This window comes from Mesorhizobium sp. M0217 (assembly GCF_040321955.1).
GTDB lineage: Bacteria > Pseudomonadota > Alphaproteobacteria > Rhizobiales > Rhizobiaceae > Mesorhizobium.
In genome coordinates this window covers 1-24,733 of the sequence record NZ_JAMYSN010000036.1, presented here as the reverse complement: position 1 = coordinate 24,733, position 24,733 = coordinate 1, and the positions used below count along the sequence as shown (strand labels likewise).

Genomic DNA, 24,733 nt, shown 5'->3' with positions numbered 1-24,733 from the left:
GCGGGGCAGGAACTGTCGACGCACAGCGCCAAACAACGAGCCGCGGTAGAGTGGATCGGCTACGTTTAGGTCTCCGGCTACGCCTCTGGGAACTTCCACGTGCCGTCCATAACCTCAGCGCGTGGTCGATAGAGCCGTACCATCCAGTTCCAGCCGGGCCACCATCGGCTGTACGGTCAAGCCACCGGCGCCGCGCCGCGCCGCTCGAGCGCGGTCCTGCGGATGATTTCCGCGATTTCCGGGCTACTGCTGCACAGCATCTGGAAATCCGCCGCGTGCAGCGACAGGAGTGAGACAGAAGTCGCGGCAGTGACGGTCGCCATACGCGGTTCGCCGCTGATCAGCGCCATCTCGCCGAAGAAGGCGCCAGGGCCAAGCTCCACCGGGTTGGGCGTCGCGACGCTGACGCGGCCCTCCACGACGAAGAACATCCGATCACCGGTCTCGCCACTGCGGCAGATCACGGCGCCCGCCGGCACCGTGCGAGGCCTTAACGCGCGCACGATCTCGACCAGCGTGGCCGGGCCAAGCTTCTGAAACAACGGAACGCCGGCAATCAATTGCCAATTGCGGACGAAATCCTCGCGACGGACTTCTTGATAAAAGCCGGAGGCAAGAATGCCGGCCCAGAGCCCGAAGATGCCGATGCCACACATCATGACAGCCCCGGCAAGGACGCGGCCGGCGAAGCTTTGCGGAATGTCGTCGCCATAGCCGGTAGTGGACAGCGTGACCACCGCCCACCACATTGTCTCGGGGATGCTGCCGAACTTTTCCGGTTGGACGTCGCGCTCGATGACATAGGCCGCGAGTGCGACACCGAACAGAACCAGGCCGAAGACCGTGGTGACGCCGACCAGGTTGCGCGCTTCGTTGGCCAGAACCCTGCCAAGCAGCGGGAAGAAGGTCGAGTCGCGCAGCGGCTTCAGCAGCCAGACAGCACAGTAGAGGCTCCGGTCGGGCGTGCCGTCGAGCAGAAATGCGGCGACTGGAACCAAAACCGCGAGCACATCGATCGCGATTGCCGGCGTCCTGTCCCTGAGGTCTCCCGCCCAGCGCTTGAGCAGGGTCTCGGCCATCTGCAGAAGATAGGCGGCCCAAATGACAGCAAGCACGGCAGCCAGAGCCAGTCTGCTTCGTCCGGACATGTTCGGCATCGTGAGCGCAGCCACCGCCAGAAGCCCAGGCGCAGCCAGCACCGCGTTTAGCGGCGCGTAGATTCTCAGGAAAGGCAGTACCGACATTCTATCCCACCAGCGGCCACTGTGCTCCAGAATAGAGGCCTTCCGGGCAAGCGCAAAGGGTGCTTTCCGATCGCAAGATCAGGTCACGCCAACGCCTGTCGGGCGCCGCTATCGGCGCTCCAGGGTCGCACCGCAGGCGACGGATCAGCTCGGGAGCCGCCACATTCGCACACGACCCGCACCACGCAATTCCGTTTCCTCGAGTGGGTCGCAAGCAAATTTCGGTCCAAGCAGTTGGCAAGTTGCATCGGAAATACGAATTTCATCGGGCTCCGCGGACGTTTGAATACGTGAGGCGAGATTAACGGTCTCACCCCACAGGTCATAGGCGAACCGCCTCTTGCCTATGACGCCGGCGACGATCGGTCCTGAGTGAATTCCAATTCTCAGCCTTATCGGTTCTCCTGCGAAGCGTTCCCGCTTGACCGCTTTGCGCAGCTCAATCGCATAGCGCGTGAGGGCCCTTGCATGATCGGATCGCGCCGTGGGCAGGCCGGCGACCACCATCACACAATCGCCAATTGTTTTGATCTTTTCGCAGCCGTATCGCTCCGAGAGCCGATCCGCCGCCTTGAAGAAGTAGTTTAAAATAGCGAGCGTCGTCACCGCTCCGACGCTGCGCGCTCGTTCCGTAAAACCGACGATGTCGGCAAAAAGCACACTCACCTCTGCGTGGTTGTCGGCAATTTTCTTTTGCGCTTTCAATCGCTCCGCGATCGAGGCCGGGAGAATGTTGAGGAGCAGGTTTTCGGCGCGCTGATATTCACGCGCCAATCCCTCCTGGCTCTTCCTCAACGCCTCGTTCGTCGATTGCAATTTTTCGTTGAGTTGACGCTCCCTCTCTTGCAGGAGCGTCATTTCATAGGCCTTCTGTTGAAGCCGCTGCCTGTTGTCTCGTTCGGCAGTGGCGTCCAGAAAAAGCAGCCACACGAACGCATTGTCAGCAAAAAAATGGAGGTCGGCGACACGCCCGCCGGGCAGTTCAACCATGTCCATGCGAAACGGAAGCTCCGGGCAAGGCAGCAAACCCTCCATGAATTCAAGCTGCTCGGCAACAGGCTTGCCGATGCGAAGCGATGACAGCCCGTAATGTTCAACATTACCGCCCTTGGCAGCTATGCAAAGCTCAGGGTCGATTTTCAGATAAGCGACAGCGTGCCCGTCGAAGAAGAAATTGAAAAACCAATTTCTGACTTCTTTTGGCAATTCGTGCATGGTCTATTTGGTGACCATCAAGGCAAGTTGACGAAAGGCGTCATCGACCTGCTCGCCCGAAAGCGCACTTGTTAGATAGATTTGCCATCCACGTTGCCTCAACTCGTTGATCTCACCATCCGATATCGCCCACCGATCGGCCAGATCGGACTTGTTGAACAGCAATACGAACGGCATGGCGCCGAATTCGGCCTCGACCCGTTCGCGCAGCGTGAGTGCCACGGCAAGAGTAGCGGCGCGGGTTCCATCGACGACAAGCACGAGCCCGGTTGCACCGCGAACATAGCTGACGCGGAATGAGCCGATATCGTCCTCGCCGGCCAAATCCCACAAAATCAGATCCACGGTTTTGTCCGGGAGCGCGACGCTCTTCTTGTCGATTTTCACTCCGACGGTGGTCAAGTAGGTTTCTGAGAAGATGCTCTGCACAAACCTGCGGACCAGACTCGTCTTTCCGACAGCGAAACCGCCCAGCATGCAGATCTTTTTTTGCAACATGTTGGGCTCCGCTAGTCCAGGTTTACGGTAATCGAAACCCGGCGATTGGTGGAGCTACCGGTTAGACTGTTTTCAGGTACAGCCGGCTCAAAAGTGCCCGCGCCCCGAACCAGCAGCAATTCGGGAGCGACGCCCCGCTTGTTGAGAAGCGCACGAACTGTCTCGGCGCGGGCGGCGCTGATCGACGCGTTGGCCGTCTCACGGCCCGTGGTGTCCGAATGCCCGGTCAACATGAACCGCGCCGTTACGCCGGAATTGCGGGCACTCTGGGCGAATTCCTTTATTTGATCCGCCAACCTGTCGAGAACCGGCGTCTGCTCCGGTCCCGGCACAACCTTGCCGGAAGAGAAGAAAATATCGGTCGTCTGGATGGCCTGCCTCAAATGATTAAGTTCTGCAAGGTTCAGTTCACGCAGCTGCGAGACATCCAGAACCACTCCGTCCGCCGAAAGTTGTTCAGCGGCGGCCCGCGCGCGGTTGATCCAGCCGGCAGGAGCCTCACCCACGGCCACGATGCGACCCTGGATGATCGAGAGCTGAACGGTTTTCGGCGGGGACAGCGCCGCCGTCAGCCGCTTCACCACAAACTTCGGATCAAGGCTCTGATAGAATTGCCACTGTGCATGAACGCGGGCAGGATCAACGTCCGTTCCGGAGAGCAGGGCTTGCGGGTCGGCGGCAAGTGGGTCTCTCAAGCCGGAAATGTAGAAATGTCCGCCCCTCGCGCTTTGTTGGGCGACGATGATTCCCGGTTGGGCCTCAAGTCGCGACACATAATACTGCCAGTGCTCCGCCGCGCGTGCTTCGGGGCTCACGTCACGAACCTTGGAGATGTCGAATTCGGGTCCGCCTGCCGAAAGCTGCCGGGCCGCCGCGCGCGCGCGATCGATCCAGGTGTCGGGAGCCTCACCCTCGGCAACGATGCGATCATCGACGATCGAAAGTCGTACTGTATCCGGCGGATACAGTGACGCCGTCAGCCGCTTCAGCACGAACTCCGGCTCAAGGCTCTGATAGAACTGCCACTGCGCATGAACCCGGGCGCGATCGACCTCTGTTCCCGACAACAGCGACTGCGGATCGGCGCCAAGCGGGTCTCGCAGGCCGGCAATATAGAATTGGCCGTCGCTTATCTTTTGGTCTGCAACGATGATGCCCGGCTGGGTCTCCAGTCGCGACACATAGGCGTGCCAGCGCTCCGCCTCGCGCACTTGGGGACTTACGTCACGAACCCCCGAGATATCGAAGACCGGCCCGCCTGCCGAAAGCTGCTGGGCCGCCGCGCGCGCCCGGCTGATCCAGGTGTCGGGAGCCTCACCCTCGGCGACGATGCGGCCATCGACAATCGAAAGTCGCACTGAATCCGGCGGAGCCAGCGACGCCGTCAGCCGCTTCAGCACGAACTCCGGCTCAAGGCTCTGATAAAATTGCCATTGCGAATGAACCCCGGCCGGATCGACTCCCGTGCCTGACAACAGCGACTGCGGGTCGACGGCAAGCGGGTCCCTCAGGCCGGCAATATAGAACTGGCCATCGCGTACCCGCTGTTCGGCAACGATGATGCCCGGCTGGGCCTCCACTCGCGACACGTAAGCCTGCCAGCGCGACACGTAAGCCTGCCAGCGCTGCGCTGACTGCCAGGAAAGAAAGTACCAACCGCCTGCCAGACTCAAAAGCAGCAGGGCAACGGCCGCCACCAGCCACGGAAATCCGTCGTTTGATTCCTCTTGCTTGAGCTCGACGCAGGTCTGCAACTGCGCCTCTACGGAGGCCAGTTGCGAACCGTCGCCGTCGAACTGCTCTAAAGCCTCTGAGGATTGCTCATGGATGCGAAGCAACACATCGCGAACGATTTCATGCAATTCCTCCGGCGGATTTCCCCGGATCACCGAAACCAGGGTCGCAAACGGTCCAACTTCCGACCAGAGACGAAGCTCGCCGAAACGGATTGTGTCCAGGCCGCTCTGCTCTTTCTCGTTAAATGAGTCTTTTACAAAATCCTGAATCGCACTGAGCATCGAAGAAATGAGCTGAGGATCTTCGCTCGTCGCATTGTCGGCAGTTACATGCGCTATCAAAAGGCCGGAATTCCGATGAATGAGAAAGGCATGTTCCACACGGTAGACAAGGGAATGCTTCAGAACAACTGCCGAGAAGCTTGCCCCTGTTCTCCAGGCTTCAAGTCTCCACTTGAGCCCGTGCCAGGTGAATATGTGCCTTAGAGTTTCATTCAGCGACTGAAAGGTCTGGTCGATCTTTTCCCCGATCGACTTGCGAATTGCCGGCAAAAACACCGGGTACAATATGTCCGTCAGCGTGCGCGGGCTCTTCTGGATCGACCGTTGCACAGCCCGTTCGACAGCTGGCGCAAGCGCCTCGCCGAGTTGCGCGTAAGGCGCTCGTCCGGCAGCACTGGGAAGAACGTCGCCCACGGCCGCCGCAAGCTGCTCGGGTTCGTCGAGCAGATGCGTGACGCGTGAAAGCTCGGAGATTTCGCGGCTGACCAGCAACTGCCGCAGCGTTTCCATGCGCGGATCGGCGGTTGGAACCGCCTCGAACTGCGCACGGTAGTCCGGATCAACGTTCCGGGCAATTTCGATCAAAAGACGAGCCAGAGCCTCGCGATCAATCTCTGTATCGTTCGAGGCTGTTCTTTGCGGAAGGTTGAATGGGTCGACGGTGGACGTCAAGGTCCCATCAACTCACTTTCCAGCTGCGGTCCGAGTTGCTTTTGCTCCCGACGGGATCCTGATTGAGACACTTTGCAACCTCGACAAACAGGCCAGCCAAAAGATTTCGGTCGGTCTTGACGTTGCTGAGGTCGGCAAACATCTTCTCGATCAGCATCTGAACGCCTTCATTCTTCTGCTTGATTTCCTCACGCAGCAAATGATCGTTTCGATTTATCCGGTCCGAAACGTCGCGCTCGAGCGCGCTCAACTGATCCGACAACGTGCGCACCTGCTTTTCAAGAGCCTGGTTTTGCTCGCGAAGATTCCGGTCGATCTCCTTGTCGGCATCGGCTCGTGAATCTTTTTCGCTCCGCAATTGCCCTGCAAGCGAATCGATCTGCTTCTTTGCATTCGACTCGTACATTTCGAGATTGCGCTTGGCCTCGGACTCGACATCCTTGAAGCGCTGCAACACCCGTTCTTCAAGCTTGGAAAAACGGCGGTCATAGTCCTGCATCTGGTTGCCGAACAGCAGGTCACGGATCTTGTCGACACCGACGGCGTCGCCGGCGGTTCCGTTTTCGCGGGCCTGAACTCCCATGAAGTTCAGCCCGTTTCCTTCTGTGTTACCTATCAGATTTACGTCCGCCTTCTTTTCTGAAGAAGCGGAATTCGAAGATTCCTTAGCCATCCATATACCCCCATTGAACACATGCCGTCAGGTAAGCATGTCAGCAATCGGGCCGCAAGCCGGATTCGTCTTGACTTATGCCTATTCATGGGGCAGCCGAGCGCGGTGGCTAACGGCTCGGCAATGGCAATCAGGGGGCGATGCCCTCTCAAAGGCGCGGAGCGTGCGGACGGTTCCGGGTATTCAAAAAGCGGCCTTCAGTCGAACGTCGCCAGCGGCTCGGCGTTGATCTCGACCCACTCACAGCGACGGCTTTCGTGGTAAAAAGACTGGAAGGGCGGCGGGAACGACGGGTCGGCGAAGGCGCCGACGGGAATGGCGATCACACCGGGCTGCGTGTCGATGCGATAGTGGACGGCGGCGCCGCACTCCGGACAGAAATTGTAGATGACGCGGCCGCCCTCGTCGCCGGCGCGCGTGAACTGCTTCGCCCGCCCCTCGATCGATACATCAGCTTGCGCAAACCGGACATTGTAGCTGAAGGCGCTGCCGGTGCGGCGCTTGCAGTCGAGGCAGTGGCAGACCGAGATGCGCACCGGCTCGCCCGAACAGACGGCTGAAAGCTGGCCGCAGAGACATTGCGCGCGGCGCGAGACCATAGTTTCTTCCTCCCCTTCACATCACTGCGTATCGGCGCTGGCCCTCAGTTCCGTCCGCTTCTGTTCCGAAACCATGGCCAGATCCAGCACCTTCTGCAGTTCGGCGGCATGGTGGAATGAAGGCTCGGCCTGCACGCCGCTGCGAACCGCATCGACGAAGCGCTGGTAATTGGTGGGCACCGTGCCGGCGTCGAGCACCTGCCATTTGCCGTTCTCGATATCCTCGCCGACACACGCCTTCAGTTCCGAACCCTCGAGATTGTGCACGACTTCGATGCCGCCCTTGTCGCCATAGATGCGCAGGCGCAATTCGTTGATGTGGCCGGTCGCCCAGCGGCTGGCGTGAACGACGCCAAAGGCGCCGTTGGAGAAATCCAGCGTCATGGCGAAGCTGTCATTGGCGTCGAGGTCGTATTCGCCGATGCGGTTGCCTGGCGCCTTGTCGAAGGTGCGCAGCCGGCAAAACACGTGGTCGACGTCGAGTGCGGCGCCATAGCTGGCGAAATCGAGGATGTGGATGCCGACATCGCCGAGCACGCCGTTGGAGCCGTGGTCGCGCGACAGCCGCCACAGCCATTTCGGGTCGGTGCGCCAGTCGCCCCAGAATTTCGACACCAGCCAGCTCTGCAGATAGGAGGACTCGACGTGGCGGACGGTGCCGATCTCGCCGGCCAGCACCATCTGTCGCGCCTTCTGCAAGGCAGCGACATTGCGATAGGTGAGGTTGACCATGTTGACGATGCCGGCTGCCTCAGCCGCGTTGGCCATCTCGCTTGCCTTGCCGAAGTCTTCGGCCAGCGGCTTTTCGCACAGCACCGGCTTGCCGGCCGCGATCAACGCCATGGTGGTCGGGTGGTGAATGCGGTCCGGCGTGACGTTGGCGACCGCATCGAATTCGCCCCACGCCAGCGCGTCTTCCAGCGATGTGAATCGCTTCGGTATCTTGAACCCGTCGGCGAATTCGCCCACGCGCTTTTCATCGACGTCGACAGCACCGACGATCTCGACGCCGTCGATGCCGCCGAAACGGCGGGCATGCTCCTGCGCCATCCAGCCTGTACCCAGTATCAAAAGCCGCATTCTCTGCACTCCGAGCGAATTGGTTCGATTCAATCATATGGCGCAGATACGGTCTAGGAAACCCATGCGGAAAGCCGCTACGCCTTTTTTCCTGGACTTTGCTTTAGCGGTAGCCGGCCTCGCCCGAAACGTGCAGCTTGCCGCCGCGCTCGACGATCGGCTCCAGCGCCTTTTCGACCGGCACGTTCGGCGCCTCAAGGATCGCCGACTTGGTGCCCTGCGGATTGTGCGCCCACTTAACCGCATTGCGCAGCACCTTGTGCACATTGGCGTCGTGATAGGTCGGATAGGTCTCGTGGCCCGGGCGGAAGTAGAAGACATTGCCGGCGCCGCGGCGATAGGTCAGCCCAGAACGGAACACCTCGCCGCCCTGGAACCAGGAGATGAAGACGGTCTCCAGCGGTTCGGGCACGGCGAACTGCTCGCCATACATTTCTTCATTCTCGAGCTCGAAATATTCGCCGACGCCTTCGGCGATCGGATGGCTGGGACTGGTCGCCCAGAGCCGCTCGCGCTCACCCGCCTCGCGCCATTTCGAGCGTGGCGGTCGAGGCGGAGATCGCCTCGTCGGCATTCAGCGCCTTGGCGATGGTCGTGTGCATGCCCTCGGGATAGAGGGCTGCGACCACCTCATTGGTCCGCTCATGGATGTTCTCGCCCCAAACGACAGCGCGTATTGTCATGATGTCCTCGTGGTGAAGCCGACCCGCAGGGGTCAGTCATAATCTGCCTGGGGGTCAAAAGGGAATAGGCAGTGGGGAATAGGCAATAGGGGCAGAAAAACAAGGAACAGGCGATGGACGCTCCTGGGCCCTACTGCCTACTGCCTACTGCCTACTGCCTACTGCCTACTGCCTACTGCCTACTGCCTACTGCCTACTGCCTACTGCCTTACGCTCCCCGGCCTTCCTGAGCGACCCGCGTCAGCGGCTTGGTCAGGCGCGGCACGACGACGAGGCGCTTGATCTTGCCTTTCTTGTAGGCGGCAAGGAAGCGGGCGTAGTCCTTGAAGACGACGCAGCCATTGGATTCCGCACGGCCGCCGCGCAGCATGTAGGTGTGGGCGAGCAGGCCGTCGCGGCCGTATTTGTTGCCGCCGCTGACGGGAGTGAGACGGAGCGCCTCGACGCCATGGAAGCGGGATTCGCGCAGCCGCAGATCATAGGTGTTGGGCGGCGTCGGGCCGACATTCTTCTTGTGCACGAAGCGCGGCTGGTCGACCATCGAACCCAGCCCCGAATGGGCCTCCAGCCGCGAGCCGTCCGGCATGTAGACGGTCTTGGCCGAGATATCGTAGACGGCGACGCCGCCGCCCATTCCGGGCGTGGCGAACAGATCCTTGAAGGCGCGACCGACACCGCCCGCCGGGACGTCCGGCTTGGCATAGGCCAGCATCTCGCCGGCCTGTGTCTTCGACCGTTTGCCAGGCTTGATCCGGCTTGATTGGATGCTCTGGCTGTCTGGCACGCCAGGCAGTGCGGCGACCTCCGAAGTACTGCGTGGCGAGCGCGGCGACGAATTGCCCGGCGACTGGGGTGCGGGGCTCTCGGCCGTCCTGTCGGTCTGTGGCTTGGCTGCCCTGGGCTTGCTGGCTTGCCGAGCCTCGGCAGGCTGAGCGGTTTCGGCGCGTGGACGCCAACCGGGCAACGCAATGTTGTCGGGCAGATCGTCCTGCGGCGGCAGCGAAGCGACCTGAACCTCGGCCTGCTCAGGATCCTGACCTCCGGCGATTGCTTCAACGGCCGGCGGCGGGGCCAGCATGTCAGCGTCTTCCGGCAAGCTGTTGGCCAGCGCCAGCGCCAGGCGCGACGAGCGTTCGATCTCAGCCACTTCCGGCCCAAAGCGTTCCGAGGCCGGGCCATGCTGATCGGGCAGCCGGACTTCGGCGAAACGGGCAGCGACCGGAAGGCTGGCAAGCATGAAGGGCGCATTCGAGGCCTTGGCGAAGGCGGCAGCCAGCTTTTGCGGCGACAGCTCTGCCTTGGCCACCACGCCGTCGAAGCGCATGCCGCGCGAAGTGGCGAGAGCGACGCTGGTGTTTGGCGCAATGTTTGAGGCGACACTGCTCGGGGCCACAGCGTGCGCGGCCGGCTTCAGCCGCGCCATCTTGCCGTCATGCGCGAAGTTCGCGGCGGCATGCGCGCAGCCGGCGTCGCATTGGCTGAGCAGCGAGGTCTGTAATTTTTGCGCCGAAAGCCGAGGCGCCCACGAATTGGCGAGGCTGCGGCGCGAATCGGCAAGTGCTGCGTTCGGCAGAAGCAGACTGCGCGGAAGGCTGTTGGAAGCTGCGGTGAGCGAGGTGCCGAGCGAATAGAGGCCGGCCATGGTTGCCACCGACCACAGCGCCAAGGCCGCGCCGACAACCGGCACCACCACCCAGCGCTGGCCGGATCTCTTCGAAGTCAAACCCCGTTCAGGAGTGTCGCCCCGGTCTTTCAAACGCAAAAACGCCATACAACCACTCTCAATCGGCATGCAGGCTTGCGACCCTCGCATCCGTGACATCCACAGTTCGCTGGTGCCCCCTGCACCTTTCGCGTCTGTTGCCGATTGAATCAAAAGATGGACAAAGTTGGTTAACCAATTCCTCCATCAGCCACCGATTATGCGGCGCCTGATACGAAAAAAAGAGCACTCCGTGGTCTGCGCCACGGTAGAAATGCTCTCCCTCACCCCCGCCTTGCTGCCCGTTTTTGCGATCCAAGTCAAGGAAACGCTGCGTCAGCCTGCTGCAAGCCTGTGCTGATTGCCCGCTGATCGGCCTTCTCAATCAGTTGACCTTCCGGTGACTGGAAGGTCTATCTGATTAGAGACGGAGACCTCCGGCGACGGAAATTTACCGATGAGAACCGGCATCACGACCGAAGAATCCGACTGCAGGTCGAACCCCTGCTGCGGCTGGCTGAGCACGGATGGATGGGGCAAGGACATGGCGCCGTGAGATGGACTGTGAAAGCGGCGCTGCTGTGGCTGGTCTGTGCCCTTACGATGGGCGCCTCCGTCGGCAGCGGACCGATCGTCACGGCCCGCCAGGCGTCGATGAAGGAGATGGCGGCGGCTGCGAAAACCATTGCCGGCATGTTCGACCGCAGGCAACCCTATGACGCCGCAGCCTTCAAGGCGGCAGCGGACACGCTGCGCGCGCGCACCCGCCCTGCCCTGATTGCCGAATTTCCGAGCGGCTCGCTTGGACCGCCTTCGCAGGCCAGGCTGGAGATCGATCAGTCACGGGCGGAATTCGAGGCCCTGGCAAATCATATCGGAACGCTCGCCGACGCTCTGGCCGCCAAGGCCGAAAGCGCGCCGGCCGTCATCACCGATGACATGCGCATGGGCACCGGCCTGGCGATGGGCGGCGGCAGCCTGCTCGGCAAGCGCTCGATTCCAGAGGAAGCCGATCCGACCAAACTGCCGGCGGAGCATATCCTGCATCTCATCCTGCAGGATTGCTCGACCTGTCATTCGAAATTCCGGCAAAAGGTACAGTGAAGCGACATTATCCGGCGGAGCATTTTCTTGCTGGCCTGCGCCACAGTCACTTTGCATACAAGTAAATTCGTTTGTGCTAATATATCGCCGGTCGTGCATATCCATGCATGACGAGCATCGGGAGGATGCAATGAAAACCATGAATCGCAGGTCTGCAATTGCCCTCGGTCTGACGACCGCCGCGGTATCGCCTTTGTTCACCTTGGCGGCATCGGCAAAAATCAAGAAATACGGCCCGAAAGAGGGCAAGGAGATTGCGCCCGGTGTCAGGGTGGTGGAGGTCGGCACCGGCAATGCAGACATTCCCGCCTACAAGAGCATCGCAATTATCGACGTTGTGTTTCAGCCCGGAGCACATGCTCCTCAAACCGTGATGGACAACGACATGGTGTGCACCATTACCTCAGGTGCATTCACGATCAAGAAAGCGGACAAGGAATTCAAGCTCAAGACGGGTGATATGTACACCTGCTCCAAGGGCAAGACCGATGAAGCGACGAATACAAGCAAGGAGGTCGGCGTGCATCGCATCGCCGTATTGATACCCGCATAGCAGATGGAATTCCGGCCGGACCACGCCGTCGCGAGTCCGGCCGGCCAGACGAGGCGATCTCGTTCCGTCGTCAGCGCGGCCATCTCACGCCAGCCACTCCCTGATCGCCGGGCGGGCGGGAACCGCGCGCATGTGGTCTTCGCGCTATGGCTTTGTTTGGGCATGATCTTTTGGGGAAGCTGGCTTGGTTTCAAAATCAACGGCTAGGTCGAATGGCTGATTAATCCGCGCATCCACGTGGCCAATACGGAGATCGAAAACCGCACGAGTTTTGCCGGCCACCAGGCGGTGTTCGAGGCGATCGAGCACCGCGACCCGGAAGCGGCCGGCCAGGCGATGCGGGCGCATCTGGAAAACGCCCGGCGCAAGTTCAATTCAGGTTTGGGCAGATTGGACTAGCCGGCAGACGCGGCAGCGCTCTGGCGCAAAGCAAAAAGCCCGCCGTTCAAAGCCGGCGGGCTCCCTTCAATCATACAGCGCGATCCGGTCGTCGATAACCAGGACGACCGAATTTCGGCCTCAGCGGCTGGTTGCGCTCAGGGGGCGGGCTTCGACGGGTTTGAAGCGACCAGCGATCCGAGTTTGCCGGCTTTGGCCAGACTCGGCTTTTCGTAAGTTTTCTTCACAGAATCCCTCCTCTAACGGCATCAATTTCCTCTGCCAGGCCTGTTTTGTCAAATCTGGCAGCAGTCCGTCACAGGTCCCGGCGGCGATTCGTGCCGTTACGCCGGCTCGCGCTTCAGCGCCTGCGCCATGCAGTGAATGCCGCCGCCGGTCTTGGAAATCTCGCTCATGTCGACGGCAGCAACCTCGAAGCCGCGCGCTTTGAGTTGGCCGATCAGCGACTGGCTCGACGTCGGCGCGATCACCCTGTCCTTGCCGAGCGACATGAAGTTGCAGCCGAGCGCCATCGTGTCCTGGAAGGGCACGTCGATGATCTCGTGGCCCTTGCCCTTCAGCCAGTCGACGATGCCGGGCTCGGTGCAGGCGAGGCACACCGCGGTGAGCTTCTCGGCGATCGGCACCACCATCAGGTCGATATGGACGTAATATTCGTCGATGAAGGCGAGGCGCGTTTCCCAGCCTTCCTTTTCGAACCAGTCCTGCACCTGGCGGGCGCCCTCTTCCTGCGTGCGGGCGCCGCCGCAGCCGATCAGCACCACGCCCTCCTCGATGACGTTGAAGTCGCCGCCTTCGAAGGTGCCAGCCGTGACCATGTCGTAGATGGGGATGCCGAGCTTTTCATAGGTGCGGATGGCGGCATAGTTCTCGCCGCGCCGCCACCAATTGGCCATGGCGGTGATGAAGGCGCCGTAGGGCGTCATGACGCTGGAGTCTCTGGAATAGACCTGCATCGGCAGTTCCGGCGTCGGCTCGTGCCAGTGGATGTTGACGCCGAAATGCTCATAGGCGGCGACGAGGTCCTTGTGCTGCGCCTGGGCGATCTGAACGTTGCAGGGCGCTTCGCGCAAATGCTTGCGCGAGAGCGAGCTGGTCGAGAGGTGGCGCAGGAAGTTTGGCGAGCCGAGCAACACGTCTGTCAGCACGTCGGTCTCGTTGGCAAAGCCCCATGATGTCAGCGGCTTGGTGCCGCCGGCGGGATTGCGGCGCTGCAGCGAGAACGGTTCGGCGATGATGCGATCATGGACGGTCATAAGGTTCTCCTCGATTTGACTATGCAGCTTGATTGGATTGGCTGCTCGGAATCCACCAATCGCGTCCGCGCGCGGTGGTGACATATTCCGGCCAGCGGAAATTGATCGGCGGGTCATAGTCGCAAAGCGGCGCGATCCAGTTGGAGCCACCAATGCCGCCGCAGGTGCGGGTGACGAATTCGTCCATGGCCGCATCGCGCGCGGCCTTGTCCTCGAGCAGGCGGAGGGCTGCAAGCGCAACCGTCTTGGCGGCGCAGATGACCATCGGGTCGATGGTGGCCGAGATACCGCCCAGCGCGTTCATCGCCCAGGATGGATAGGCATGGCCATTCGCGGAGCGCAGCGCCGGGCGGGCGACATAGAAGCGTGCGGTCGGCGTGTGCCACGACATGTCGGTGTAGTCGTCGGAGGTCGAGTTAATCTGCGACGGAGGCAAATCGCGGCGCAGGATTGCCTCGGCCTCTTGCGGCGAAATCAGCCGCTCCATCTCGTCGATGAAAGGGTTTTCGGTCGCGGTGCCGCCGGCATTGACCTGGACCTCGCGACCGATCGCTTTCGCCGCCTCGTCCCAGCTCGGCGCGCCAACGGTGGACAGCGCCTCATAGGCAATCCCCGCCATGACGTGATTGGCGAGGCCCGGCCGCGACTTCGTCACCCAATGGCGCTCATAGCGACAACCGCTGATCGCCGCGGCCGCGGCCGCATTACGGTCGAGCACCGCGGTGACTTGCTCTGCCATGGCAATGGTCGGCACGCGGATCATGTACTGGATCTCGGCCAGCCCCGCCGGCAGATTGTCGGCGGTCGCCTGCCCGGCGGTGAGGATCGCCTCGCTGATCGACCAGCCGCCCTGGTGGGGTAGCATGGAATCGCGCAGCGCCTTGGAGGCCATGTACATCGTCATCAGTGCGTCGTTGGCGCCGGGCGCCCGCACCGCCGAATGCGCCTGCGGGATCGGCGCGCCATCGCTTGCGCGAACCCAGTTTTCGGGTTCGTCGCAGACAAAACGGTAGATCATCGCATAGGCGGCGCCGCAATGCGTGTCCCAGCGCGCCGTGTTGCAGAGCGGCAGCATATAGAAGGGGTGGAAGGAGATCATGCCGGCAAGGCCGTCATAGTAGCCCTTGGCCGCATGGATCGGCTTCGAGCCCCTGACCTTCTCGGCCGGCTCGCCGGTGAAGCGCAACGTCCCCTCGATGCCGTGGCGTTGCATTGCCGCCTTGGTGGCGAGAAGTCCGCCGAGGCCGGCAATGCCAAGCCCGGAATGCGGATCGGTGTGGCCGCCGGCCTCGCTGCCGAGGCCCGGCCGCGATCGCTTCACCGTTGCCGCGTCCTGGCAGTTGCCAGGCACGGCGTCGTATTCGCCGTACATGCCGATGGTCGGCCCCGGGCCATTCGTCCAGTGGGCGCAAAAGGCGGTCGGCATGCCGGCCGACCCTTCCTCGACCGAAAAGCCCTCATGCTTCAGCCGCGCGACATACCAGGCCGCCGACTGGTATTCGCGCCAGGCTGTTTCGCCGAAATCGAAAATGGTGCGCGTCCACGCCGACAGCGACGGCTGGATGCTATCGAGACAGGCAAGCGCGGTGGCTTGCGCCGAGGTCGTCACCGGTTTCTCCATGCGGCCCAAGAAAGCAGTGAAGCGGCATTGCAAAAAGTGATATGTTTTTCCGGTTCATGCAAATTCGGTTCACCTGAGGCCTCTTGCGAATACCTTCCACACAGGCGCTGCGCGCCCTCGACAGTTTTGCCCGTCACGGCAGTGTCTGGCGCGCAGCCGATGAACTGCATTTGACCCGCAGCGCCGTCAGCCATCAGTTGCGGCTGCTCGAACGCGACCTCGGCTTCGACCTGCTGGAGCGCATCGGCAAGGGCGTGGCGCTGACACCGCGCGGCCAGCGCTATGCCGCCGATGTGAGAAAGGCGCTGACGGTGCTCGGCGATGCGGTGACGCGCCAGGCCGGCACGGGCGTCGGCGGTTCGTTCGCCGTTTCCTGCACGCCGGGCTTCGCCTCTCTGTTCCTGTGCACGCACATCGGCGAGTTCCGGCAGATGTATCCGGACGTGGCGCTGTCGATCCTGACGCCGCGGCGGCTGGACGATGTCAGCAATCCGGACGCCGATGCCTTCATTGCCTTCGGCGTCGGCAACTGGCCGAACCGCTCGGTGGAGTTGCTGTGCGAAATCTCGTTCACGCCACTTTGCAGCCCGACACTGCTCAACAAGGTCGGTGGCTTTTCAAAACCGGCCGACGTGCTGCGCGCCAATCTCCTGCATCTCGGCGACACCGAGGACTGGGCGCGCTGGCTGGCGCTGTCCAAGGTGGAAAACCCCGACACCGAAAGCGGTATCTTCTTCTCGGACATGAACCTCGTCTTCTCCGCGGCGATCGCCGGACAAGGCATCGCAATGGGCGACGAACTGACCAGCCGCCGCGCGCTCAGCGAAGGCCGTCTGGTGCGCCCCTTCGACATCGCGATCCCCTCGCCGCGCTCGTATTTCCTGGTGTCGGAACATGCCAAGGCCAGCCACCCGGTGCTGGAAGCATTCAATGGGTGGTTGAGGTCGAAGCTGTCGGAGAACCGGATCAGCCCGTACTAGCCTCCCATCCGTGAATCAAATTTGCCGATCAGGCGAAAACTATTCGGTTGCGGTGAGCCGGCGCACTGCCCTACGCTCAAGCCACGATCAAGGAAGAGGCAGGATGCAGCAACCCGGCCGGGCCGCAGAGATCAAGGCAATCGGGATCGGCAAGAGCTTCGGCTCGTTCCGGGCGCTGGACGACCTGACGCTCAATATCGGCCGCGGCGAGTTTTTGACGCTGCTCGGCCCCTCGGGTTCCGGCAAGACCACCTTCCTGATGATCCTGGCAGGCTTCGTGCAACCGACCGCCGGCAAGCTTTTCAGCGACGGTTTCGACATCACCGATCGGCCGGCAGAGCAGCGCGCCGCCGGCATGGTGTTCCAAGGCTATGCGCTGTTTCCGCATATGTCGGTCGAGGCCAACATCGCCTTCCCGCTCAAGGTGCGCAAGAAATCGGCTTCCGAGATCAAGCGCCGCGTTGCCGAGATGATCGAGCGCGTCGGCCTCAAGGGCCATGAGACGAAACTGCCGGCGCAGCTTTCCGGCGGCCAGCAGCAGCGCGTGGCGTTGGCCCGCGCTTTGGTGTTCGAACCCGGCGTGCTGCTCCTCGACGAGCCGTTCTCAGCGCTCGACAAGAGCCTGCGCGGCCAGATGCAGGCCGAGATGAAGCGGCTGCATCAGGAGACCGGCACCACCTTCGTCTTCGTTACCCACGACCAGAGCGAGGCGCTGGCGCTGTCGTCGCGCGTCGCCATCTTCAACCATGGCAAATTGCTGCAGGTCGGTGCACCGGACGAGGTGTATGACCGGCCGGCCAATCGTTTCGTCGCTGAGTTCCTGGGCGAGATCAACATGCTGCCGTTGAAGGGGGTCAAGCCCGCCGACAATGGCTCGACGGGCCTCTGCGAGGACCGCGCGGTCAACATGCTCTGCAAGGCCGAGAAAGTCCGTGGCGATGCCATATTGGCGATCCGGCCCGAACATATGTCGATCACGCGCGAAGCCGCCGCCGGCGAGAACGGCATTGCCGCCACCGCCATCGGCTCGACCTATCTGGGTGCGGCGACCAAACTCGATCTGACGACACGCCAGGGCGCCAAGGTGACCGTCTCGGTGCCGAACGAGGTCGCGGCGGCTGCACTCAGCAAAGGCAATTCCGTCTGGCTGACATGGCCGGCGGAAAAGGGTTTCCTCCTTCCGGACGGAGGATGACGACGAGAAAGGCGAAGTCTTCCAGCAAAGAATCTGGAGCGCGCCATAACCACCGGAACCAAAACGAAAAAGGGGAACTAAAATGACAAACCAAAGCAAAAAACAAGCCATGGACGGGCTGACCGCCCGGGCTGTGCGCGGCGAGATTTCGCGCCGGCAATTCACCCAGCTTGCAGCCCTCGTGCTGGCCGGCACACCGATGCTGCTGCGCTCGACCGGTGCCTTTGCGCAGGCCAAGGAGCTGGTGCTGGTCAACTGGGGTGGCGATGCCCTTACCGCTTATGACGCCGCCTACGGCCAGGCCTTCACCAAGGAAACCGGCATCACCGTCAAGATGGACGGTTCGGGCCCGACCGAAGGCGCGATTGCCGCACAGTTCAAGAGCGGCGCGCCGACCTGGGACCTTGTCGACGTCGACCCGTTCTCGGCCATCACGCTCGGCGCGCAGGGTGCGCTCGAGCCGATCGACTACGCCATCGTCGACAAGAAGAAGATGCGCGAGGGGTTCGGCTGGGAATACGCGGCGTCGACCTATTTCTTCTCCTATGTCATCGCCTATGATTCCGAGAAATACGGCAAGGACGCGCCGACCGGCATGGCCGACTTCTTCGACGTGAAGAAGTTTCCGGGCAAGCGCTCGCTCTACAAATGGGGCGTGTCGAGTTGGGAAGCAGCGCTGCTTGCAGACGGCATCGCGCCGGCCTCGCTCTACCCGCTCGACCTGAAGCGAGCGCATGACAAGATCGCCGCTTTCAAGGAAAACGTCGTGGCTTACTGGGGCGGCGGCGCCGAGAGCCAGAGCGTGCTGCTCAACGGCGAAGCCTCGATGGCGATCGTGTGGTCGACCCGCGCCTCGCTGATCGAGCAGGACTCGGGCGGCAAGATCAAGTTCATCTGGGATCAGGGCCTGATTTCGCCCGGCGCGCTGGCCGTGCTCAAGGGCAACCCCGGCGGCAAGGACGCAGCGATGAAGTTCATCGCCAGCGCCCAGGATCCGCAAAAGCAGCTGGTGATGTTCGACAAGCTCGGACAGGGTCCGGCCAATCCGGCCGCCGATGCGCTGATCCCCGCCGACAAGAAGCGCATCAACCCGGTCGATCCCGAAAACATGAAGAAGCAGATCGCGCTCGACATGGACTGGTACGCCAAGAATTACGGGGCAGCACTCGACGAATACACCAAGATCATCTCGGCCTGACCAGGCCGGGCACGAGCTTCGATGAGAGGCACCCTCTCCGACAGGATGGGCGCGGCGGTGCTGATGGCGCCGCTGCTCCTGTTCCTTGTGCTGGCCTACGCCTGGCCGTTCCTCGGCGTCGTCAAGTGGAGCGTCACCTTGCCGACACCGGGGCTCGGCCAGTATGGCGCGCTCGCCACCGATGCCCTGGTGCAGTCTGTGTTCATCCGCACGCTGCGCATCGCGCTGATCGTCACCGTGGTTTCCGTGGCGGCGGCATACGCCATCACCATGGTGTGGGTGCGCGGCAGCCCGGCACAGCGCATAATCGCTGAATTCTGCATTCTCGTCCCCTTCTGGATCTCGGTGCTGACCCGCGCCTTCGGCTGGGTGGCGCTTTTATCCAACCGCGGCCTGATCAACACCTGGCTGCAATCGATCGACTTCATCTCCGAGCCGCTGGCGCTGGTGCGCAACGAGTTCGGCGTCATCGTCGGCATGACGCATTTCCTCATTCCCTTCGCGGTGTTCCCGCTGGCCTCCGCCATGCGCAGCCTCGACGAGCGCGTGCTGCTCGCGGCGCGCGGGCTCGGCTCCAGCCGTATGCGCACCTTCTGGACCGTGTTCGTGCCGATGACGCGCTCCGGCATCATCGGTTCGGCGATGATCGTGTTCGTCTTCTCGCTCGGCTTCTTCGTCACGCCGGCGATCCTCGGCGGCGGCCGCAGCGTGATGATCGCCGAGCTGATCTATCTGCGCATCTTCCAGAGTCCCGATTGGGGACTGGGCGCGGCGATCAGCGTCGTGCTGGTGCTGTTCGTCGGCGCGCTCATGGCGCTGCTGTTCCGCTATGTCAGACCGAAGCAACTGATCTGATGCCGACCTATCGCCCCGGTCCCGTCTCGCTGATCCTCGCCGTGCTGGTGGCACTGTTCCTGCTGCTGCCGCTGCTGGCGGTCATCCCGGTGTCGCTGACGCCAAGCCGCATGCTGGCTATGCCGACGGGCGAACTGTCGCTGCGCCACTACCGCGCGCTGATCGAGGATCCGCGCTGGCTCCACGCCATCCTGCTGTCGATCCGCATCGGCATCGTCAGCAGCGTCATCTCCACCGTGCTGGCGCTGTGCTTCAGCCTTGGCGTCTGGATGTTCCAGCCGCGCTTCACGGCCACCCTTGTCGGCTTCGTGCTGTTGCCGATGGTGGTGCCGCCGGTGGTCTCGGCGATCACGCTCTACTTCCTGCTGACGTCGATCTCGGGCATGAGCTCGTTCTTTGGCTATGACACATGGCTCGGCGTCGCCATGGCGCATTCGGTGATGACGGTGCCTTTCGCCACGGTGCTGATCCTGGTCTCGCTCAGCCAGCTCGACCGCCGCATCGACCTTGCCGCGCGCGGCCTTGGCGCCGGCGTGTGGGAACGCGCGACGCGCATCATCATGCCCAACATCAAGTTCGGCATCGTCACCGCTGCACTTCTCTCCTTCGTGCTGTCCTGGGAAGAGATCGGCGTGACCCTGTTCATCACCTCGGTCAACGCCATCACGCTGCCGCGGCTGATGTGGATGGGCCTGCGCGACAACATCGACCCGGCGATCGCAGCCCTTTCGGTGATCCTGATCATCATCACCGTGCTGGTCCTGGCGGTGAGGACTGTGGTGGTGAAGATGCGCGGCGGGCACTGAGCCAAGGTGGCCAACAACAATCGGCGATAGCCAAGCCGCTGTGTGAAGGGCGTTACGGACGGTGAGCGCCGGGTGCATTACGCGGCGTCATGGGAAACCTGCCGCTGGTGACATTTGCCTTTGTGTCGGTTCTCGGAATGGCCGTTCCGGGACCGGACGTCGTGCTCGCCATCACCAACGGCTCCCGCTACGGTTTTCGACGCGCGTTTCTCGGCATGGCCGGCGTCGTACTGTCTGATTTCGTTCTTATCAGCATCGTCGCGCTGGGCTTCGGCGCTCTTCTGCTGGCTTCGGAATTCTATCTCTCGGCTCTCAGGATGTTCGGCGCCGGCTATCTGCTTTTCGTCGCCATCGGTACCCTGCGCACCGCATCCCGACCTTCGTTCAACCCTAACCTTCCCGAAACACGCCATTCAGCCAAGGCACTCATTGGGCGCTGCTTCCTGGTGGCGGTCACAAATCCGGCGGCCTGGCTGCTTTTCCCCGCGATCCTGCCGCATTTTGTCCGCGTGGATGAGCCGATCGCGATCCAGTATGGCATCCTGGCCATTATCGCCGCGCTTGCCGATGTGTTTGTGCTGACGTTTTACGCAGCCCTTGGCGCGCGGGCTGCAAGGCTTCTGGCTGGGCCAAACGCCGTGTGGATCGTCCGGTTGTACGGTATCGCCCTGCTTGGTCATTCGAGCACTTTGATCCTGCAATCCCTCGGGCATCTGAGATAGCCGACACAGGACTACACAGGGCCGGATTTAGCAATCGGTCCGCCGTCAGCTTGCGAAGAATCTCGACAGCCTTGCAGCCGTGTCTTCGGGGTGCTCTTCCGGGAAGAAATGCCCACCCTTGACCGAGCCGCCTCCGACGTTATCAGCCCATTGCCGCCAGATCGCCAACGGGCCACCTTCCTCCGCATACCAGTTTTCCAACCCGCCCTCGCCGCTCCAGAGCGCAAGCAGCGGGCATCTGATGCGACAGCCATCAGCCTGGTCCTGCGCGTCGTGCTCGCGGTCGATGCCTGCGGCGGCGCGATATTCCTCGCAGATGGCGTGGGCATGGGCGGGATCACGCAGCGCCTCGATATAGGCGGCCCTGACCTCAGCGGGAAAAGCATCTGGAGCCGAGCCCCAGCCGGCGATCGCATTGTCGACAACTGCGTCGGGTGCTGCGGACAACAGGCGCTCAGGCAGCGGTTCCGGCTGGGCGAGCAGGCTCCACGGCCAGAAGGCCAGCGCCAGCCTGGCATCGGCCCGATCCCAGGCGGAGGCCGTGGGGATGACGTCGAGAACGGCGACCTTCGACGCGGTTTCGGGATGGTCGAGCGCCAGCCGGTAGGCGACGCGACCGCCACGGTCATGGCCGGCAACCGTGAAGCGGTCGAAGCCGAGAACGTCCATAACCTGCACCATGTCGCGCGCCATCGCTCGTTTGGAATAGGCGGCATGATCGGCTCCGGAAGCCGGACAACCACTTTGGCCGTAGCCTCTCAGATCGGCGGCAACCACGCTGAAGTGCGGCGCCAATGCCACGGCGATGTCCCGCCACATAACATGCGTTTCGGGAAAGCCATGCAGGAGCAGCAGCGGCGGCCCTGAGCCACCGGCCCTGACGAAGATCGATGTCTCCTCCATTTGAACGGTCCTGGCGTCAAAGCCCGCAAACATCAGCTGCCGCCAACCAGTCCGTGGCTGGAACGGATTCGCAGCACCTGGACACCCTTCGGCAATTCGATCAGGAACTCCTTGTCGCGGTCGAGATGGTGGATGCTTTGCGGATCGCCGCCGGTAAAGGCGGCCATCGCCTCGACGCTCTCCCAATAGGAGATGGTGATGAATTCCGAATGCGTCGGCGTGTCCTCGCGAAAAGTCTGCACGCCAAGCGCTTTCTCGATCAGCGGCTTGATACCAGCCTCGTAATTGTAGCGCTCATAGGCGTCGGCCCTGTCGGGCGAGGTCCTGCCGCGCCAGATGCGCGCAATGGTCGGGGTTTTCGGTGCCATCAGCCGTAACGCTTGAACACGAGCGGCGTTCCGACCTCGACAGGATTCGAACCTTGTAACCACCGGCCTGAAAAGGCCGTATGCCTGAGGCCTTTTCCGTTAGTAAATTCACAAATTTACCAAGTCCTAGCTAAATGGAGTAATGTCCTTCTCCAATTTCGAAGCCTCCTTTTTTACTCGCTTCGCAAATGTCCGATCTATACGCTCTTTTGACCACCTGAGAACTTCCTCTACCTCTCTCCCCTCCATATCAGCTATCAGTGCCGCTTTCTGCTCTTGTGTATATTCATCAAACTTCGGTATATATTTCGTCTTATTAAGCCGGTATCGTATTTCGTGGTATGACTTGACGAATGTCTTGGGTCTTCCGAATTTTTCCATTCCGGCTTTCGCCCATGCCTGGGAGACAAATTCGTCCAATCTTCGCAACTGCCTGAGGTCGGTGGTCATGGAAAAGAAAAACATCCACCCAAGTCGTTTTTCCTCAAAAACGCATCCAGTAATCTTTATATTAAGGCGCCTTAATATTTTTATGCTGTTGGTAGTGTGTTTCGCAGCCGTCAAAACAGCCATGATATTTTCCATCATGCGCCGATAAGATGAATTCCGAACAGAAACTGCTTTGGGGCGGATATAGTACCCGAGATAATCGACGCCGACGCTTAAAGGTACGATCTTACTCTTGCTATTCTTGGCCGGCTCATGGCAAAGGAGGCCAATCCTTTCCAAGTGCTTAGCAACAAACGAAAACGTCTTCTTTGCCTGATCTGTTTTACAGACGACAATGATGTCATCTACGTATCGAAAATACGAGTGGCGAGAGTGCATCATGTCATCGAAGCGGGTCATATAGATCGCTGACAGGATGTTAGAGATGCTAAGGCCCTGCGGAACACCCGCTAACGTGACCTGCGAGGAATTGGCCGATCCCGTCGGCGTGCGGATAGCCCCTTCGATCAATTCCAAGAGATCTACGGTCCTTATTCGCGACCGAAGCCTGGCCATTAGTTTTTCGTGTAAAATACTTGGATAGAAGTCCCGCACGTCTACTTGAACAAACGAAAATTCGTCACCAAGAGGTCCAATAAGTTGAGATATTTCATGTATGAAGTGGTGCGGAGCAGCTTGCCGTTTATCTGAAAAGCATTCAATCAGGATATTATTGATCGCGCGAAGCACAATTCGATCGCGAACGGTAGCAATAGAAATTTCGCGAGGAGCTTTTCCTGCGCCTTTCAGGACGAGCTTTTGTCTATACGTCGTGAATCGGTACGAACGACTTCCAACCTTCGCTAATATGCGACTGATCTCACTGTCAATAATTTGCCCGAACGCGGCTGGAGAAACTCCGTCCTTGCCAGTAGTACCAGTGTGGACAATGCGATCCTCAAAAATCGCCTTGAGGCTGGTCGGTGTAAATTGCTTCTTAAAGTGCTCGCGCGGCGTCATGCAACCTTTGCCATCGGTGCAATTAGGGGGGCTAGAACGAAGGCCAAAGGTACGGCAACCAAGCAAAGCATTAGAACACAAAAAACCATTTGACGAAAATAGTACGATCTTACCATGTTGGGTGTAAATTTCACTTCTTCACCCGCGCTCCAGACCCTTTTTCCGTTCAGATAGGTATGGCTAACCATAAAGTCGTAGTAGTCCCCATTGGAGTGATTCGGGCACATTTGTAGAATGTCGGAATATCTCTGCCGCTTCGCATTTGTATCAACGTCGCTGTCCGTAAGTTTTTGCAAGGCAAGGTAGCAATCACGAAACAGCGACGCCGTTCGTTCGAAGCGAAACCCACCAACCACCAGGGACGCCACCAGAACGGCCACCGAAGCAGCTACGGATATGCCATCAAAATAAACAAAATACGCCTCGAAATATTTTGGGAATACCGCAAGAACGACGGTGAAAACCGAATAATATGCTAGCAAAAATAGCGACCAGTTGTTGTTGCGCAGCATCCGCGCTTCTGAGATCATCTCACGCGAGATGTGATCCAGATCTTGTCCTCTATATTTTCGGTCTTGGGGCTTACTTCCGACATCAGAGCTCCAAGAGGTACGGACGCAATTTCTCAAAGGATAACTAAGCACTCGGTTGCCCGAATGCAGCTGATTGCTAAGGCCGAAGCCTCACTTAGTAACAGTGACCCTCGCGAGCCAGCAAGCTTTCACCTGCTCCGTCCGTACCCCACTGAAAATAGATTACAAAAGCTCTCACAAAGCAAGATCAGGGCGCAAATTCCTTGTGAGTGAGGGTCACGCCTGACGGCGAGACCCTTGTAGCATAAAATGTGCCCTTCCCGAGAGATGGGTGACAGTTCATTCCGGAGACATGGGTTACACTTTCGGCCCTTTGCAAGGAGAGCAAGGTGCCTTGGAAGGAGTGT

23 protein-coding genes and 1 pseudogene are annotated in these 24,733 nt (G+C 60.8%); 9 read left to right on the top strand and 15 right to left on the bottom strand.

Features of this window, described 5'->3' with window-relative positions:
* Nucleotides 1–176: 176 nt before the first annotated feature.
* The 9 genes and pseudogenes from NKJ18_RS30280 to NKJ18_RS30240 form a co-directional block, all read right to left on the bottom strand.
* Nucleotides 177–1,244 (bottom strand): cyclic nucleotide-gated potassium channel, encoded by a 1,068-nt coding sequence (locus NKJ18_RS30280; RefSeq protein WP_023684786.1) that lies wholly within the window; start codon nucleotides 1,242–1,244, stop codon nucleotides 177–179.
* A 144-nt stretch (nucleotides 1,245–1,388) separates the two neighbouring features.
* Nucleotides 1,389–2,459, bottom strand: a complete 1,071-nt coding sequence (locus NKJ18_RS30275) for an adenylate/guanylate cyclase domain-containing protein (protein ID WP_023670317.1) — start codon at nucleotides 2,457–2,459, stop codon at nucleotides 1,389–1,391.
* 3 nt (nucleotides 2,460–2,462) lie between these two features.
* A complete protein-coding gene (locus NKJ18_RS30270) occupies nucleotides 2,463–2,957 on the bottom strand; it encodes a Rab family GTPase (RefSeq protein WP_023670316.1) in 495 nt (164 codons plus the stop codon).
* Nucleotides 2,958–2,968: 11 nt separating this feature from the next.
* A complete protein-coding gene (locus NKJ18_RS30265) occupies nucleotides 2,969–5,647 on the bottom strand; it encodes an OmpA family protein (protein WP_352761198.1) in 2,679 nt (892 codons plus the stop codon).
* 7 nt (nucleotides 5,648–5,654) lie between these two features.
* Entirely contained in the window at nucleotides 5,655–6,320 is a 666-nt protein-coding gene (locus NKJ18_RS30260) for a hypothetical protein (protein WP_023670314.1), read from the bottom strand.
* Nucleotides 6,321–6,517: 197 nt separating this feature from the next.
* Complete coding sequence (locus tag NKJ18_RS30255) at nucleotides 6,518–6,919, bottom strand: GFA family protein (protein ID WP_023738664.1); 402 nt, start codon at nucleotides 6,917–6,919, stop codon at nucleotides 6,518–6,520.
* A 21-nt stretch (nucleotides 6,920–6,940) separates the two neighbouring features.
* A complete protein-coding gene (locus NKJ18_RS30250; RefSeq protein ID WP_023831103.1) occupies nucleotides 6,941–7,999 on the bottom strand; it encodes a Gfo/Idh/MocA family protein in 1,059 nt (352 codons plus the stop codon).
* Nucleotides 8,000–8,102: 103 nt separating this feature from the next.
* Nucleotides 8,103–8,682 (bottom strand): annotated as a pseudogene (locus tag NKJ18_RS30245) (ThuA domain-containing protein).
* Between the two features lie 208 nt (nucleotides 8,683–8,890).
* Nucleotides 8,891–10,405: a tlde1 domain-containing protein gene (locus tag NKJ18_RS30240; protein ID WP_352597538.1), complete on the bottom strand. Its 1,515-nt coding sequence runs from the start codon at nucleotides 10,403–10,405 to the stop codon at nucleotides 8,891–8,893.
* Between the two features lie 531 nt (nucleotides 10,406–10,936).
* Between NKJ18_RS30240 and NKJ18_RS30235 the strand changes: the two genes are divergently transcribed.
* From NKJ18_RS30235 to NKJ18_RS30225, 3 genes are all read left to right on the top strand, one after another.
* Nucleotides 10,937–11,488 (top strand): cytochrome c, encoded by a 552-nt coding sequence (locus NKJ18_RS30235; RefSeq protein WP_352761195.1) that lies wholly within the window; start codon nucleotides 10,937–10,939, stop codon nucleotides 11,486–11,488.
* A gap of 130 nt (nucleotides 11,489–11,618) precedes the next feature.
* On the top strand, nucleotides 11,619–12,041 hold the full coding sequence (locus NKJ18_RS30230) for a hypothetical protein (RefSeq protein ID WP_352761193.1): 423 nt from the start codon (nucleotides 11,619–11,621) through the stop codon (nucleotides 12,039–12,041).
* Nucleotides 12,042–12,278: 237 nt separating this feature from the next.
* Complete coding sequence (locus NKJ18_RS30225) at nucleotides 12,279–12,440, top strand: FCD domain-containing protein (RefSeq protein ID WP_352761191.1); 162 nt, start codon at nucleotides 12,279–12,281, stop codon at nucleotides 12,438–12,440.
* 323 nt (nucleotides 12,441–12,763) lie between these two features.
* Here NKJ18_RS30225 and NKJ18_RS30220 read toward each other — a convergent pair whose 3' ends face one another.
* The gene (locus NKJ18_RS30220; RefSeq protein WP_023711883.1) at nucleotides 12,764–13,696 is read right to left on the bottom strand and encodes a dimethylarginine dimethylaminohydrolase family protein; all 933 of its coding nucleotides are present in this window, start codon (nucleotides 13,694–13,696) and stop codon (nucleotides 12,764–12,766) included.
* A 19-nt stretch (nucleotides 13,697–13,715) separates the two neighbouring features.
* Nucleotides 13,716–15,317, bottom strand: a complete 1,602-nt coding sequence (locus tag NKJ18_RS30215) for a zinc-binding metallopeptidase family protein (RefSeq protein ID WP_352761189.1) — start codon at nucleotides 15,315–15,317, stop codon at nucleotides 13,716–13,718.
* 83 nt (nucleotides 15,318–15,400) lie between these two features.
* Between NKJ18_RS30215 and NKJ18_RS30210 the strand changes: the two genes are divergently transcribed.
* The 6 genes from NKJ18_RS30210 to NKJ18_RS30185 all read left to right on the top strand — a co-directional run bounded on the left by NKJ18_RS30210 (nucleotide 15,401) and on the right by NKJ18_RS30185 (nucleotide 21,073).
* A complete protein-coding gene (locus NKJ18_RS30210) occupies nucleotides 15,401–16,297 on the top strand; it encodes a LysR substrate-binding domain-containing protein (RefSeq protein ID WP_023705214.1) in 897 nt (298 codons plus the stop codon).
* Between the two features lie 103 nt (nucleotides 16,298–16,400).
* Nucleotides 16,401–17,492, top strand: a complete 1,092-nt coding sequence (locus NKJ18_RS30205) for an ABC transporter ATP-binding protein (RefSeq protein ID WP_352761186.1) — start codon at nucleotides 16,401–16,403, stop codon at nucleotides 17,490–17,492.
* A gap of 82 nt (nucleotides 17,493–17,574) precedes the next feature.
* Complete coding sequence (locus NKJ18_RS30200; protein ID WP_023689052.1) at nucleotides 17,575–18,690, top strand: ABC transporter substrate-binding protein; 1,116 nt, start codon at nucleotides 17,575–17,577, stop codon at nucleotides 18,688–18,690.
* 21 nt (nucleotides 18,691–18,711) lie between these two features.
* Entirely contained in the window at nucleotides 18,712–19,545 is an 834-nt protein-coding gene (locus NKJ18_RS30195; RefSeq protein WP_023701874.1) for an ABC transporter permease, read from the top strand.
* Nucleotides 19,545–20,351 carry an ABC transporter permease gene (locus NKJ18_RS30190; protein ID WP_352761184.1) on the top strand — a complete coding sequence of 269 codons (807 nt, stop codon included), beginning with the start codon at nucleotides 19,545–19,547 and terminating at the stop codon, nucleotides 20,349–20,351. Before NKJ18_RS30195 ends, NKJ18_RS30190 begins: the two co-directional genes overlap by 1 nt.
* Before the next feature lie 107 nt (nucleotides 20,352–20,458).
* Entirely contained in the window at nucleotides 20,459–21,073 is a 615-nt protein-coding gene (locus NKJ18_RS30185; RefSeq protein ID WP_352761182.1) for a LysE family translocator, read from the top strand.
* Between the two features lie 45 nt (nucleotides 21,074–21,118).
* Here NKJ18_RS30185 and NKJ18_RS30180 read toward each other — a convergent pair whose 3' ends face one another.
* The 4 genes from NKJ18_RS30180 to NKJ18_RS30165 all read right to left on the bottom strand — a co-directional run bounded on the left by NKJ18_RS30180 (nucleotide 21,119) and on the right by NKJ18_RS30165 (nucleotide 24,305).
* On the bottom strand, nucleotides 21,119–22,009 hold the full coding sequence (locus tag NKJ18_RS30180) for an alpha/beta fold hydrolase (protein ID WP_502906190.1): 891 nt from the start codon (nucleotides 22,007–22,009) through the stop codon (nucleotides 21,119–21,121).
* Nucleotides 22,009–22,344 (bottom strand): antibiotic biosynthesis monooxygenase family protein, encoded by a 336-nt coding sequence (locus tag NKJ18_RS30175; protein ID WP_031208674.1) that lies wholly within the window; start codon nucleotides 22,342–22,344, stop codon nucleotides 22,009–22,011. Before NKJ18_RS30175 ends, NKJ18_RS30180 begins: the two co-directional genes overlap by 1 nt.
* A 126-nt stretch (nucleotides 22,345–22,470) precedes the next feature.
* On the bottom strand, nucleotides 22,471–23,793 hold the full coding sequence (locus tag NKJ18_RS30170) for a reverse transcriptase domain-containing protein (protein ID WP_352761177.1): 1,323 nt from the start codon (nucleotides 23,791–23,793) through the stop codon (nucleotides 22,471–22,473).
* Entirely contained in the window at nucleotides 23,790–24,305 is a 516-nt protein-coding gene (locus NKJ18_RS30165) for an SLATT domain-containing protein (protein WP_352761175.1), read from the bottom strand. Before NKJ18_RS30165 ends, NKJ18_RS30170 begins: the two co-directional genes overlap by 4 nt.
* Nucleotides 24,306–24,733: the final 428 nt, after the last annotated feature.